12 protein-coding genes are annotated in these 14,743 nt (G+C 30.5%); 1 reads left to right on the top strand and 11 read right to left on the bottom strand.

Translation table 11 applies throughout. The features are described from left to right. Positions 1-143 precede the first annotated feature (143 nt). The gene (locus NTX22_06450) at positions 144-1,850 is read left to right on the top strand and encodes an exonuclease domain-containing protein (GenBank protein MCX6150144.1); all 1,707 of its coding nucleotides are present in this window, start codon (positions 144-146) and stop codon (positions 1,848-1,850) included. Between the two features lie 6 nt (positions 1,851-1,856). On the opposite strand, the gene htpG is transcribed toward NTX22_06450, so the two are convergent. The 11 genes from htpG to NTX22_06395 all read right to left on the bottom strand — a co-directional run bounded on the left by htpG (position 1,857) and on the right by NTX22_06395 (position 14,740). Beyond that, positions 1,857-3,764: a molecular chaperone HtpG gene (gene htpG / locus NTX22_06445; GenBank protein ID MCX6150143.1), complete on the bottom strand. Its 1,908-nt coding sequence runs from the start codon at positions 3,762-3,764 to the stop codon at positions 1,857-1,859. Positions 3,765-4,339: 575 nt separating this feature from the next. Beyond that, a complete protein-coding gene (locus tag NTX22_06440) occupies positions 4,340-5,989 on the bottom strand; it encodes a S41 family peptidase (protein ID MCX6150142.1) in 1,650 nt (549 codons plus the stop codon). Beyond that, positions 5,989-6,618 carry a dTMP kinase gene (tmk, locus tag NTX22_06435; protein MCX6150141.1) on the bottom strand — a complete coding sequence of 210 codons (630 nt, stop codon included), beginning with the start codon at positions 6,616-6,618 and terminating at the stop codon, positions 5,989-5,991. Before tmk ends, NTX22_06440 begins: the two co-directional genes overlap by 1 nt. 3 nt (positions 6,619-6,621) lie before the next feature. Next, positions 6,622-7,533: a hypothetical protein gene (locus tag NTX22_06430; protein ID MCX6150140.1), complete on the bottom strand. Its 912-nt coding sequence runs from the start codon at positions 7,531-7,533 to the stop codon at positions 6,622-6,624. Between the two features lie 116 nt (positions 7,534-7,649). Further along, the gene (ruvX, locus tag NTX22_06425; GenBank protein MCX6150139.1) at positions 7,650-8,087 is read right to left on the bottom strand and encodes a Holliday junction resolvase RuvX; all 438 of its coding nucleotides are present in this window, start codon (positions 8,085-8,087) and stop codon (positions 7,650-7,652) included. A 17-nt stretch (positions 8,088-8,104) separates the two neighbouring features. Continuing rightward, positions 8,105-10,261 (bottom strand): bifunctional (p)ppGpp synthetase/guanosine-3',5'-bis(diphosphate) 3'-pyrophosphohydrolase, encoded by a 2,157-nt coding sequence (locus NTX22_06420; protein MCX6150138.1) that lies wholly within the window; start codon positions 10,259-10,261, stop codon positions 8,105-8,107. A 92-nt stretch (positions 10,262-10,353) separates the two neighbouring features. Beyond that, the gene (locus NTX22_06415; protein MCX6150137.1) at positions 10,354-11,373 is read right to left on the bottom strand and encodes a tetratricopeptide repeat protein; all 1,020 of its coding nucleotides are present in this window, start codon (positions 11,371-11,373) and stop codon (positions 10,354-10,356) included. After that, a complete protein-coding gene (gene upp / locus NTX22_06410; GenBank protein MCX6150136.1) occupies positions 11,360-11,986 on the bottom strand; it encodes a uracil phosphoribosyltransferase in 627 nt (208 codons plus the stop codon). The genes NTX22_06415 and upp overlap by 14 nt, the downstream gene beginning before the upstream one ends. Positions 11,987-12,126: 140 nt before the next feature. After that, positions 12,127-13,437 (bottom strand): ribosome biogenesis GTPase Der, encoded by a 1,311-nt coding sequence (gene der / locus NTX22_06405; GenBank protein MCX6150135.1) that lies wholly within the window; start codon positions 13,435-13,437, stop codon positions 12,127-12,129. A gap of 11 nt (positions 13,438-13,448) precedes the next feature. Then, the gene (locus NTX22_06400) at positions 13,449-13,838 is read right to left on the bottom strand and encodes a hypothetical protein (protein MCX6150134.1); all 390 of its coding nucleotides are present in this window, start codon (positions 13,836-13,838) and stop codon (positions 13,449-13,451) included. 20 nt (positions 13,839-13,858) lie between these two features. Continuing rightward, entirely contained in the window at positions 13,859-14,740 is an 882-nt protein-coding gene (locus NTX22_06395) for a hypothetical protein (protein MCX6150133.1), read from the bottom strand. Positions 14,741-14,743 lie beyond the last annotated feature (3 nt).

Genomic DNA, 14,743 nt, shown 5'->3' with positions numbered 1-14,743 from the left:
TAGATTTATTTTAACACAATTGATTCTTAATAAACCGTATGAAAACCAAGACAAGTAAAAAGATTCATTAAAGTCGTTAAGAAAATAAATCTTTAAGGGCAATTTAATGTTAAATGCTTTATTTTTTGTTTAGGTAAATATATATGACGGATAAAAACATATTTGATTTAATTATAGATGAAGCGGAATTCTGCGTTCTTGATGTTGAAACAACTGGAATGAGTCCTAATAACTGTAGAGTTATTGAAATAGGTATTGTTAAGATTAATAATTTAAAAGTTACGGACAGATTTCATTCATTAATAAACCCGGGGACTGAGATTCCATACTTTATAACACAGTTAACTGGTATTTCCAATTCCGATGTTTACGATGCGCCATATTTTGATGAAATTATTTCTAAAGTACAGGAATTTATTAAGGATACAATTATTGTTGCTCATAATGCCCAATTTGATCTTTCATTCCTTAAACGAGAATTCAATCAATGTGGAATTGATAAAATACCAAACCCATCTTTATGTACACTAAAACTTGCAAGGAAATTATATCCGCAATTTAAAAGTAAATCGCTTGGCGCTATGGTAAAAAATTTAGGGATCACTCATAAAAATGTACACCGTGCTTTGGGAGATGCATCAGCAACAGCTAAAATACTTTTAAAGATGCTAATTGAATTGCAGGAAAATCAAAATGTGCATGTTGTCTCCGATTTACTTAACTACCAATACATTCCATTACTTAAAGAAAATTATAAACTGATAAAGAAAAAATTATTAAATGATTTTACCAGGTTACCAGAAGCACCAGGAGTATATTTCTTTAAAAACTCAAAAGATGAAATATTGTATGTTGGAAAAGCAAAATCCTTAAAAGATCGGGTAAAAAATTATTTTTCTTCCACAGCATTGAGCAAATCGCGCAAAATAGTTCGCCAGGCAAGTAAGATCGAATTTGAAACAACTAATTCTGAATTAACAGCTTTAATAACTGAAGCAGAACTGATTAAAATCCACAATCCCAAGCATAACTACCAACTAAAGAAATACGGGCAGACTTATTTTATCCGTGTAAATAAAAATACCAGGTTTGCTAATATAGAAAGCAGCAGTCATTTTGATTTAGATGGTAATGATTATTTTGGTCCATATTCAAATCAGGATACATTAAAAAACTTAATTGAATTGATAAATAAGACTTTCAATTTGCGGGAATGCGATGATAAAGAATTTGCAAAATTAAAAGAATGCTACTTACATCAATTACACCGCTGTATGGCTCCATGTATTAATCAAAATATTTCTGAGCACTACATAGAAGAATTAAAACTTGTCTACGATTTTTTATCAGGCAAAAATCAAATTGCATTAAATAGACTCATAAATAAAATGAAGGATTTATCCGAGAAAAGGAAATATGAGGAAGCAGGACAAATTAGGGATCTTGTTAATTTGATATTAGCTCAAATCCATAAAACTTCTGTAATTGCTGAGCCCATCAATACTGCAAACGTTTTAATTATTGTTAGTGGAAATGGTAAAAATGATTTTTTGCTTCTTTCTTCCGGAAAACTTTTTATAAAAGATTACTTGATGAATGATCTAAATCTTTTCGATACTGCAATTGAAGATTATTACAATGGAACAGTTTCACTTTTTCAGGAGGTTGACAAAAAAGATCTTGAAAAAATTAAAATTACACTTGGCTGGTTAATAAGAAACAGAACCAGCGTAAAAGTATATTATCTTAAAGACTATACTTCCAGGGAACAACTATTTAATTCAATAACACAAAATCAAATTATACATTCTGAACAACCGGTTGAATATTTTGACGATGTAAGCGAGTAACCTTTCTTAACTTCTAACTGCAATATGCCATTCACTCGATTTCTCTAAAATATTTTTAATCCTGTTAACAAGATTATGAGGATCAGTCAAATATCCTTCAAGTAAAAGCGAAGATTCATAAAGTTGCTCAGCAACGAGTGTGATATAGTCATCCTGCGGGTTGGCGGAATAAATCTTTAGCAAATTTCTAAAAAGTTTATGGTTCTTATTAACTTCTAATATTTTTTTCGGAATTGTAGAATCTTTAGTTACTATCTGAAGCATTTTTTGCATCTGGGATGTTATCCCGTCTGCCGGATTGACGAGGCAGGAAGGGCTGTCTGTTAACCTGCTTGAAATCCGAACCTCTGTAACTTTGTCACCTAAAATTTCTTTTATTCTTTTAAGCAGTTTGTCAAATTTCTTTTCTTCATCTTTCGATAATTCTGGTGAACTATCTTCCTTTTTTATAATATCATCAAATTGTTTTAAAGTGTTTGTATCAACTTGTTCTACAGCTTTAAGCGCAAATGTTTTATATTCTCTTAGTGAATCCATAACGAATTCATCAATTGGATCGTATAAATATAAAACTTCCAGACCTTTGTTTTTGAATATTTCTAAATGTGGATTTGAAATAATAGCGTCCCTGCTTGCACCGGAAAGAAAATAAATTTCCTTTTGTCCGGACTTCATCCTTTCACAATATTCTTTCAGAGATATCAAGTCATCAGCATTATTTAAATTTGATGAATTAAATCTTAACAACTCGGAAACTTTTTCTTTGTTCGCATAATCTGAATAACCGAGTCTGAATATTTTGCTATGTTCTTTCCAGAATTCTTTATACTTCTCCAGATCATCAACAGCCATTTTAGACAAAAATGAAAGAATTTGGTTAGCGACTGTTTGAGATATTTTATTAAAAATAATATTTTCCTGAAGAGTCTCGCGGGAAATATTTAGCGGTAAATCTTCAGAATCAACTACACCTTTAACAAAGGAAAGATATTCTGGGAGCAAATCTTTATTCTGATGTTGTATCAAAACTCTTTTCACATATAAATCCAGCCCATATTCATTTCGGTTATAGCCAAAAATACCCTGGTTTTTTTTAGGAATGAAAATCAAAGTATTAAACTGGATCGGAGCATCAATTGTAATATGAATAGTATCCAAAGGCTCTTCCTGATCATAGGTCATAAATTGATAAAATTCTTTATACTGTTCCTTGGTTATGGAGGATTTCGGTTCGCGCCAAAGTGCTGCAATCGTGTTTATTCTTTCACTTTCCAAATAAATTGGAAACGAAATAAAGTTGGAGTGCTTTTTAATTATACTTTGCAATCGGTACTTATCTGCAAATTCAGTTGCATCATCTCTTAAATGAATTTCGATAGTAGTACCGCGTTTAATTTTTTCAAATAGTGGTACAATTTCATAACTCCCTAGCCCATCCGATTGCCATTGAACCCCAGCTTCATCTTCCATAAAAGATTTAGTTTTTATAATTACTTCCTTTGCAACCATAAATACAGAATAAAATCCAACGCCAAACTTTCCAATAATGTTGGAAATATCTTTATTCTCACTAGAAATTTTTTCAAGAAATTCAGCGGAACCGGATTTAGCTATTGTTCCAACATTGGAAATCAATTCATCTTTTGTCATTCCAATACCAGTATCAGAAACTGTAATAATATTTTTATCTTTTATAAAATCTATCTTGATTTCCAATGGAAGATCGCTATCTGCAATTTTGTTTCCACTCACTGATTCAAATCTAAGTTTGTCCAAAGCATCAGATGAATTTGAAATAAGTTCGCGAAGAAATATTTCTTTATGCGTATATAAAGAATGCACCAATATATTTAGTAGCTGTTTAATTTCAGCTTTGAATTCATACTGTTTTACAGTTCCATTTTCAGTTGCCATATAGTTTCCTCCAGCTAAATAATATTAATCTAAAATTATTAAACGAAACCGAATTGATTTTTCTGTTAAAAGTGTTTAGAAAATATTTTTAATCTACAAATTCCATTGCGATGATTTTAATATTGATTTAATAATATACGCAGCAATAAAAATTAAAAATAAATAAAACGCTAAAACTTTTATTGATCTTGAGGTTATTGTAATTATTGATTTATATCCACGCCATCCACAAGCTTTGCACCGATAGATTTTCCAAAATGATAATTTTTTTATTGCATTTTCTTTAAAACTTCTTGTTCTCGATCTATGGAGCGAACCAATTTCTTTGCATTGGGGGCACTTGTCAAATATTGGATTCTTATTTACAATAAAATTTAATTTTTTCATTTTGTAAAAGCGGAAGGTTTAAGTTAAACCTTGGAAATATATCTTAATTACTTTGTCTGATAATATCAATTTCCCAAAATCAATTTGATTAACAATAAACTAAAATTTGGTAACAAAAAAATACGTCTAAATTTTTATAATTAAAACAATGGCTCCAATAATATTAAAAATAAAAAATGTTAATTAATTCAATTATGAGTCAATAAGTGCGAATAAAGTTTATCATCCTTTAAAATTGATAATGCTACTTGGAATTGCTTGTCATACGATAGAGAATTTCTAATTCTGCCAGCCAGTCCCTCAAATCTTGTATACAATTCGTTTTTTAAAGCAACAACAATTTCATTCTTATGATTTTCCATTTCCTGATCTCTAATCCCTTTCAATTTATTTTTTAAATTGATTAATTCATCAAGAATTTTAATACTGTACTTTTCTTTTTCGGAAGTATTAATTAATTCAGTAATTTGTTTTTCTGCGGAAGTTGAGTATTCAAACTTTTCTTTTTTAATAAAATCAGCAAATAACCTATATAAATTATCATTGGAATCGTTAATAAAATTATTTTTGTTAGTCTGGCTAAAATAATCTGTAGCAAATTTAAATATTATACCCTTTGAGCTAAGCTCTTTTAAAATTGCAGACTCATCTTCGGATTTTACAATTGTATCTGGTTTTATTCCCCCTGAAGCAAATACAGTTCTTTTATTATCAGTTGCAAAATCTTTATTCGTTGAAGACTGACTATTCTTTACAACTTTATTACTCTTTGAATAATCAATTTTTTGAATACATCTACCACTTGGGGTATAATAACGAGCGGTTGTAATTTTAAGGGAAGTATTGTAGGATAATGGAACAACCGTTTGAACTAATCCTTTCCCAAACGTTTCTGTACCTAAAATTAATCCTCTGTCGTGATCTTGTATTGCGCCAGCTACAATTTCGGAGGCAGAAGCTGAACCATTGTCCACAAGAACAATTAATTTATTGTTGCTTGCAATTGGTTCTTCATTAGAATAATATTTTTTATAACTTGATGAATCGCGCCCCATAACCGAAATTACAAGTTGGCTCTTCTTTAGGAATTTTTCACATACATCAATTGCTGCATCTAATAATCCACCTGGATTACCCCGAATATCTAAAACTATAGATTTAATTTCCTTTTGCTCATTCAAATCTATTAGCGCTTTTTTAATTTCGTCTCCTGCGGTTCTTGTAAAGCTAATCAATTTTAAATATACTGTATTACTATTTTCTGGTACAAAATCACTAAAAGTTAGATTTTTAATCTTGACTTCTTCCCTAATTAAATTGAATACCAGTTTCTCACTTCCACCATCCCTTAAAATAATTATTTTAACTTCGGTACCAGGTTCTCCTTTAACAAAAGAAGAAATATCATCAAAATTATCTTTAGTAATTTCGGTTCCATTTACACTATAAAGAACATCACCAATTCTTAGTCCCTGGCGTTGAGCAGTATAACCTTCAATCAAATCAACAATTGTAACTTTATCATTTCTCAATCCAATTGAAACACCAATACCACCGTATTTTCCGTTTGTTAATAGATCAATATCATCTTTTCTTTTTTCGTCAATAAAGACTGTATAAGGATCCAGTGAAGACAACATCCCATTAATTCCGGAAATCATAAATTCTTCTGGATTGATTTTATCTGTATAATTAAAAGTAACTTCCTTATAAATTTTACCAAATATTTCTATGCTTTTAGACACTTGCAAATAAATGTCGTCATCACCTTTAAAAAAACCTGAAAACAAAATTATTGTAACAGGAATTAAAAATATTTTATATTTTCTTAGAAACATCATCGCTCCATGTTCAATTTTTCTTTGCTAAGTATTTCATTAATTATGATTTGATGAATTTCTTCAACTGAGAGAGAGCCATCAATTAATCTAAACCTTTTTTCATTCTGCGCAAGGAAATAATAACCTTGTCTAACTTTTTCATAAAAATTATTTTTAGATACTTCAATACGATCTAATTCAGCCCGGCTTCTTGAGTTTTTTCTTTTCTCGGTTTCTTCAAGTGTTAAATCAATAAAAAAAGTCAGATCTGGTAATGTATTTCCGATAGCAAACTGATTTATTTTATTTACAAAGTCCAGCGGTATTTCTCTGCCAAATCCCTGGTAAGCGATTGTTGAATCGTGAAATCTATCGGCAATTACATAGTAGTCCATTTCTAAATGTGGACGAATAATTTCACGTACAACTTGAGCACGGCTTGCTGAGAATAACAATATTTCTGTTTCAATCAGCATTTTATCATTCATTTTATCTAAAAGAATATTTCTGATTTTTTCAGATATAGCTGTACCTCCAGGCTCCCTAATTATTTTTACTTTCTGATTTTTTTTGATAAGATATTCCTCAAGCAGAGTTACCTGAGTAGATTTACCACAAAAATCCAATCCTTCGAATGAAATAAACATAGGCTAAAATTTTTTAATTATATATGTTAATCGTGCTGGTTTAATATCAATTGTCTTCGTAAATCCTGCTATATTGATGGTTGGTTCTATAGTACCAGTAGTATCCTTAATCAGGCTTTGATAATCAACAAATGGATGAATATTATCATTACTCAATTTACTTAATATATTAATTCCACCTCTCAAGACTACAGAAATTTTATTTGGAAAAAGAGAAACTTCTCTTGACTTTGGCAGATTCACAATTTCAACTTCCAGGTTTTCAAACGATTTATCTACAATTTTCTGAACATCAAAAATAACATTTACTATGTTTGTTGAGTATGTAACATTTTCAATTGGTTGAAGTTCCACTTTCTCATCAACATTATTTTCAAGATTATCAAATTGTTTTTTCAATGTAGGAATACTATCTAATTCATTTAAAATTGCTTTTGGACCACTTACAGTAATGGATTCTGGAATAATTGTAATTTTTGAAGCGATCCCATATTCAGGATTAAAAATTAGGTTTAGAGCGGAATAGATTCTAACTTTTTTTTCTTTCATCTTTTCAACTTTATACTTAAAAGAAGTAGGATACATATCAAACACCTGGATACCATTCGAGAGCCATTCATTTTCTTTTAGCGCGTCTTTTAGATAAAATGTTTCATCCATTTCATCCTGGCTTAATGCAATAACATAATTAGGTTTTTTCCCCCAAAGCAAAGATAAAATTTTCCAACCTTCTCCTCTTAAATTGATTGTAATATCTTTTACTGAAACAGAGCCGATTATATATCCGTCTGGCAAATTAGTAACTTTAATTGGTACTCTTACTTTTATAACATAATAATAAGAAAGAGTTACTGATCCCCAAATAATAATTGAAAGGATGAATGCTGCTAAAATTGAATAAAATTTTTTATTCATTAAATTTTTGAAAATAATTAAAAAAGAATATTGCTTAAAACGATGATGACATTAATTTCAGAACTACATTTATTAAAATTGAAAAATCTCTTCCTGAAATCTAATTAAAATGATAATTATGTTTTTGAATTAATTTCTTCTAAATACTCTTTTAGGATAATACATGCGGCAGTTCGGTCTACCAAACCTTTATCCCGCCGATTCTTCTTTTTTTTCACAATTTCTATTATATCTGCTTTCGCTAGTTCTGAAGTATACCTTTCATCCCAATAAATTATTTCTAAACTGATTCTGGATTTTAGTCGCTCACAAAATTTTTCCACAAGATAAGTAATGTCAGATTTTCGACCATCTTCTCTTAGTGGATAACCTAATAAAATTTTTACAACATTATTGCTTTTAACAATTGTTGATATTTCATCAATCAAATTATTATTGTTTTCAAGAGTTTTAAAAGGATAGGCAAACATTTTCAACGGATCGGTTAATGCTAATCCAACTCGTTTAGAGCCAAAATCGATTGCTAAAATTCTTTCTTCTTGAAAATTATTCATTTGTTCAATTCTAAAGTTTATAAACTCGGAATGCTGGTACTATCAAATCTTTCCACAGAATATATTCCTTTATTTTTTTTTAACCGTTCAATTATTCTTGATAAATGCTCGAGATTCATAACATAAAGAGTTATTGTACCTTTAAACATTGAATTATTTGCGGAAATATTTACTGATTTAATATTTGTATTTTGAAATGAAGTTATACTGTGAGAAATGTCTTTGAGTATACCTGGCGAATCTTCCCCAACAATAGAAAGTCCAGCAACAAAAAGAGAAGTATCAGTAGGTGGCCATTGAACAGGTAGCAGGCGGTTTTCATCCTTTTTGACTATGGTTATTAAGACACTACAATTTTTCCTGTGTACTTTTATTCCTTCACCAATTGTTATGTAACCAACTATTGGATCACCGGGAATTGGATTGCAGCATTTGGCAAATGAATATTTTACGTTATCAATCTTTCCTTCTACAAGAATACCACCAACATCTGTGCGTGCAATATTTGCAAAATTATCGAATTCTAAATCGTTTGTACTTTCTTTAATTTCTTTTTCTTTTTTAGGAATTAAAAGATCATCAATGTTAACTTTGTCCTGTGCTATCGATTTAAATAATTGATTTGGATTATCGAATTTAAGGTTTGAAGCAAAACGAATTATGTCATCTAAATTAAACGTTAGTTTATATTTCTTTATTTTTTTATCCCAAATTTCTTTTCCATTAGCAATAAGCTTTTCTTCTTCATTGTTTATCCATTTTCTAACAGCAGATTTTGCTTTATGAGTTTTTACAAATAAAAGCCAGCTTCTGTTGGGATGTTGATTTTTAGATGTGATTATATCAACTTGATCTCCACTATGGAGTTTGGAATCAAGTGGAACTATCTTCCCATTTACTTTGGCGCCAATGCAATGAAAACCAACTTTACTATGGATTTCAAATGCAAAATCAACTGGAGTTGAATTAACAGGTAACCTTCTTAAATCGCCTTTAGGTGTAAATACATATATCTCATCCTGATAAAGATTTAACTTAAAACTTGCCAATAATTCTTTGCTCGCTTCATCCTTAGAAACATTTTCGAAAACCTCTCTTACCCAATTAACCCACTTTTCAAGTTCAACATCATTTGATAATTTATTTTCCTTGTATTTCCAGTGAGCAGCCACACCTCTTTCTGCTATTTCATGCATCTTGCGAGTTCTGATTTGTACTTCTACTAATTTTCCATCAAGTCCAACTACTGTTGTATGAATCGATTGGTAATTGTTAGTTTTTGGAATTGAAATATAATCCTTAAACCGATCCGGTACAGGAATATAGATTTGATTAATTACGCCTAATACATAGTAACATTCATTCGAATCGTTACTTTCCAATAGTATTCTTACTGCAAACAAATCATAAATTTCTTCAAATGGTTTGTTTCTTTTTATCATTTTACGATAAATGCTATATAGGTGTTTTGGTCTGCCACTGATATCAAATACAATATTGTGTTCTTTCAGTCTTTCAATAATGGGTGCATTAAATTTAGAAATATAAGTTTCCCGTTCCTTACGTTTATTTTTTATTTTCCTTACCAAATCATCGTAAGCTTCCTTATTCAAATACTTAAAGGCAAGATCCTCCAATTCCATCTTAATACGAGCTAGACCAAAACGATTTGCAAAAGGTGCGTATATTTCTAATGTCTCACGGGCAACTCTTCTCTGCTTTTCAGGATTAACGAATTCCAAAGTGCGCATGTTATGAAGTCTATCAGCAAATTTAACAAGTATAACTCGTATATCTTTTACCATAGAAAGAAGCAGTTTCCTATAATTTTCTGCTTGCGTTATGTCTTGCCCTTTAAAAATACCGCCAATTTTTGTAACACCATCAACAATTTCTGCAACTTCCTTTCCAAATTCTTTTACTAAAAATTGTAAGTCAAATTCTGTATCTTCAATTACATCGTGGAGCAGCGCACTAATTACAGAAATATCATCTAGAGGAATTTCTTTAGCTACAATCATAGCAACTTCGTAAGGATGACTGAAATACGGTTCACCAGAGGCTCTAAAATCATTTTTGTGGGCTTCAACGCTTAATTCGAAAGCTTTAGTTATCAATTCTTCATTAACGCTTGGCAGATTATGCCGGCATAATTCCAATAAATCATCTAACATTTTTTTATTTTTTAATGAAGTAATCACAGTCTTATTGTTCTAATTGTTTTGCTAATATATAATAATAAAGGGAAAATCAATAATAATATCGTTCATTTATTTTCTTTAAGAATTAATTCTCTTTGTAAAGTTCTTACCTTCTCAAGTCTTTCTTTTGTTTTTTTTGCCACATAGTTATCCAAATCTTTTATACTTAAAATATCATTACATAGTTTCAGTGCTGATTTTACATCACCAATTTTAACATATTGTTTGGCAATTATATATTTTATTACTATTTCATAATAGTGATTGTTTCCCTTTATTTCAGTATAAGATTTTAGAAGTTCATAATAAATTGATATAGCCTTCTTTATATTAATTCTTGCATAAGCACTTCCCAAACTCCGTTTAAACGTTCTATTTGATGGATATTTCTTTAAGACTTCGTTACACAAATTTATTGCATTTGTATACTTACCAAGATTTATATAAATCCAAACTAATGAATTCACTCCGAGAAAATGATTATAGGTTGGAATTTCTAATCCTTTTTTAAGTGTTTTTATTCCTAATTGTCTTTCATCAGAAACGAAAGGAAGCCAGTTAAGGAATTCAGTTTTTTCACTCTTCCAATATTTGTAACTTCCTATTGCAATGTAAGCTTCAAAAAATGAGGAATCAATCTCTATACTTTTTTCAAAAAGCTTAATCGATTTTAATCCATCTGATAGAGCAGAAAGATAATCTTTGTTTAACAAATGATAATAAGCGAGATAACCTTTTGACAAAGCTAAAAAATATTGATTCCAGAGATTATTATTTTTTTCAAATAATACAGCGGATTGTTGTTCTGCTTGATTCAGATAAACTTCAATTTGGGATCGGTCAAATTCTTTACCATAATCTTCTGCCCTGGTTATATAAACAGCTGCGGAATAAATTTTTCCTAATGGTAATTCTGGATATTCTATGTTTAATCGATTAAATATTTGAAGAGCTTCATCATAATCCTGTTCCATAATAGAATTGATTCCACTTGAAAGTAATTTATCAACTTGTGGATCTGGATATTTTTGAGCCCAGATTATAACAGGTAATAAAATAAATAGGAATATTTTATAGTGTACCAAACGTTCTATCCCCTGCGTCCCCTAAGCCTGGTAAAATGTAACCTTTATCATTAAGAGTTCTATCTAATGATGCGGAAAAAATTCTAACTTCTGGGTGAGTATTATTTATTTTTTCAACCCCCTGTGGTGCTGCAACTAAACAAGCAAAAATACAATTTTTTGCTCCTCTTTCTTTAAGAAATTTTAATGCAGCAGCACTACTTCCACCAGTTGCAAGCATGGGATCAACTAAAATCACAATTGATTCCTTTATATTCGGCGGCGTTTTATAATAGTAATCCATAGGTTCAAGCGTAATTTCATTTCTTTGAATACCAATATGACCAACTTTTGCTTCTGGCAATATCTCAAGAAATGAATTTACCATGCTTAATCCTGCACGCAATACTGGAACTAACACTACTTCCTGAACTAACTCATATCCCTTTGTTTTTTCTAATGGAGTTTCTATATCAATTTCGTTCAGATTAAAATCTTTACTTATTTCCATAGCAAGAACCGAAGCTATTCTTTGCAATGCTAAACGAAAGAAATATGGAGAAGTATTTTTGTCACGCAGTGTAGTCATATCACGTTTTATTATTGGATGATCAACCAGGGTAAAATTTTTCATTTTAATTTAGAATGCTGTGATTATTTTTTTAAAATCATTATTTATTAAACTGGATTTAAATTTAACAAAATCAGTTAAATAAAAAAGGCGGGCGGTAAACTAATTACAGTTTTTAGCTAAAAATGTTAATGCAATAAATATTATTTAGACCTAAAACTCATTGTAAAAGGTACGCCAGCAAAACCATAATGTTTACGGATTGTCTTTTCCAAATAACGTCTATAATTATCTGTTATATATTTGGGTTCATTTGTAAAGAAGAGGAATATCGGGTAGTTTTGACCAACCTGAGTAACATATTTTATTTTTATTTCCTTTCCTGTTGGACTTGATGGTGGCGGAAAATTCAATATTTCCTTTAGCATAATCTCATTTAATTCACTAGTCGCAATTTTTTTATTTTTTTCTTCATATACTTTTTTTGATAGATCAATCAAACTATAAATACGCTGTTTGGTTAACGCAGAAATAAATACGAATGGAACATAATCGATTGAACCAAGCTTTTCCCGATACAAATCTTCTTGTTTCCGTGCTGTATTAGAATCTTTTTCAATTAAATCCCATTTGTTAATAGCGATTATGATTCCCTTTCTTCTGCTAACAGCCTCATCAATAATTCTCTGGTCCTGTTTTTCTAATCCACTTTGTGCATCTATTATTATGATTGATATATCGCAATCACCAATAGCTTTAAGCGTTCTTACAGTTGAATAGAATTCTATACTTTCCTGTATTTTGGCTTTCTTGCGTAAACCTGCCGTATCAACCAGAATATATTCTTCTGAGTAATATTTAAGAATTGAATCAATACTATCTCTGGTAGTTCCTGGTATGTTGGTTACAATGCTTCTATCAAAGCCGAGTAACGCATTTGTAAGCGAAGATTTGCCAACATTTGGTTTACCAACAATTGCAATTTTTATTCTTGCATCTTTTTGTTTTTCTTCTGGAAATTCTAATTTATCAATTATTTCATCAAGAAGGTCTCCAATCTTTCTGCCTCCTTGGGCGGAAATATCATAAAGATCCGTCAATCCTAATCTGTAAAAATCTGCCAGGCTTGGTTCATCTTTGGCGGAGTCAACTTTATTTATTATTAGAATTGTTTTTTTATTTGATGTCCGCAGAAGGTCTGCAATTACATAATCAAACGGTGTTACCCCTTGCTTTACATCAGCAATAAATAAAATTAAATCAGATTCTTCAATTGCAATTTCAACCTGTTCTCTAATCGCTGTTTCAAAAAGATCGGGAGAGGCAGGTACATATCCACCAGTATCAATAATTTTAAATTCTTTTCCAGCCCATTCAACTTCACCAAACTTTCTATCCCTTGTAACACCGCTTACGTCATCAACTATAGCTTCATTCTTACCAGTAAGCCTGTTAAATAAAGTAGATTTGCCCACATTTGGTCTTCCAACAATTACAACAATCGGTTCTTTCATTTTAATTATTCTTATTTAAGATTACGAATTTTCAATTTTCTTTTTTTTGTTATTTCATTTTCCAACCAACGAAGATCTATTTGATTAATCTCAGCAACTTTCTTTAGCCAGTTCAATTCCTCTGCCGGATTTTCAGTATCGCAAAAACAAATTGCTAATCCATCACTAATAAATGTCTCAGCCATTTCCTTATTTGAAAATTGAATTGGTTCTTCCGCAATATTTTTGTTTTGGAGTAAATTAAATAATGATTCATTAATGAAATCAGAAGCAAATCCTAGCCTGTTTCCAGCTTCCTTAACTATTGTTCTTTCTTCAGAAGATAAACTTCTATCCTTTTTGGACAAAACAAGAAGTCCTTTTAAGTAATCGCTTTTATCTTTAATTGATGTTTGAATCATTTTAAGCTCTAACATTTAATTCATAATGTAAATTTAACATTTAATTGAGGATAATATTCTACAGCAAATTGATTTTCCATTTTTTTAATCTCAAGATTTGCGGTCAAATTTTTATTATACCTGCTTGTCGTCCAAACTGCATCAGCAACACTTATAAGGTGATTTATTACTATGGCTACAATAGTAATTGAAGCATATTTGTAAAATGTGTCATCTGGTTTAATATGCATTGCAGCATACTGATCAAAGCGTGGTGATAAGTTATTTATCCACTCAGAAGAATTTGGATCGGAATCATCCCAACCATGATTAAACTGGTGGTACTTACCAATTAGTTCATAATACTGCTGCGAATGATAAGACGGTAGAACGTGTGAAAAAGCTAATTGTTTTCCATTTGCGTCCGTCACTTTCACCTGGCTCTCTGCTGCATTAAGCGTGGAAAATTCATGTTGTTCAACTTTTGTTAAATTAATGGTAGTTGTAATTCCAAGTTCTGCGGAATATTTAGTTAACCAATCAGCGTACCGACTTGCATTCCAATGCTCATCAGCAAATTTTTGAAACTCTAATGTAGCATCATCACCTTTTTTATTATAAATAATATTTGCATAAATTGCTGCGGCTTCTATTGCCACAAATATTGCAGCTTTCCAATAGCTGCCGGCATATACTTCACCAGCACCTGGAATAACAGCAGACATTGCACCTGCAAGAAAAGGTGATTTTTTATTTTCGCTCTCAATTAAAACTGGTTTTGGAATTACATCCATATTATTTGCCGTAATCCTGGAATCAATTCTTAGATTGCCAGAAAGGAATAATTTGGTTGAATCACCTTGTTGTGGAAATAATGATATTCCAGAAGTAAAAAAAAATAATACAATTATTAGATTTTTCATTTT

It is taken from the genome of Ignavibacteriales bacterium, from assembly GCA_026390815.1.
Taxonomy (GTDB): domain Bacteria; phylum Bacteroidota; class Ignavibacteria; order Ignavibacteriales; family SURF-24; genus JAPLFH01.
This window is presented reverse-complemented; position numbering and strand designations above follow the sequence as displayed.

What these genes read in the sequence shown, in the direction of transcription:
- NTX22_06400 (MCX6150134.1), bottom strand. Translation starts at nt 13,838, where the DNA reads ATGATTCAAACATCAATTAAAGATAAAAGCGATTACTTAAAAGGACTT.
- upp (MCX6150136.1), bottom strand. Translation starts at nt 11,986, where the DNA reads ATGAAAAATTTTACCCTGGTTGATCATCCAATAATAAAACGTGATATG.
- tmk (MCX6150141.1), bottom strand. Translation starts at nt 6,618, where the DNA reads ATGTTTATTTCATTCGAAGGATTGGATTTTTGTGGTAAATCTACTCAG.
- NTX22_06450 (MCX6150144.1), top strand. Translation starts at nt 144, where the DNA reads ATGACGGATAAAAACATATTTGATTTAATTATAGATGAAGCGGAATTC.
- NTX22_06420 (MCX6150138.1), bottom strand. Translation starts at nt 10,261, where the DNA reads ATGTTAGATGATTTATTGGAATTATGCCGGCATAATCTGCCAAGCGTT.
- NTX22_06440 (MCX6150142.1), bottom strand. Translation starts at nt 5,989, where the DNA reads ATGTTTCTAAGAAAATATAAAATATTTTTAATTCCTGTTACAATAATT.
- der (MCX6150135.1), bottom strand. Translation starts at nt 13,437, where the DNA reads ATGAAAGAACCGATTGTTGTAATTGTTGGAAGACCAAATGTGGGCAAA.
- NTX22_06395 (MCX6150133.1), bottom strand. Translation starts at nt 14,740, where the DNA reads ATGAAAAATCTAATAATTGTATTATTTTTTTTTACTTCTGGAATATCA.
- ruvX (MCX6150139.1), bottom strand. Translation starts at nt 8,087, where the DNA reads ATGAATAATTTTCAAGAAGAAAGAATTTTAGCAATCGATTTTGGCTCT.
- htpG (MCX6150143.1), bottom strand. Translation starts at nt 3,764, where the DNA reads ATGGCAACTGAAAATGGAACTGTAAAACAGTATGAATTCAAAGCTGAA.
- NTX22_06430 (MCX6150140.1), bottom strand. Translation starts at nt 7,533, where the DNA reads ATGAATAAAAAATTTTATTCAATTTTAGCAGCATTCATCCTTTCAATT.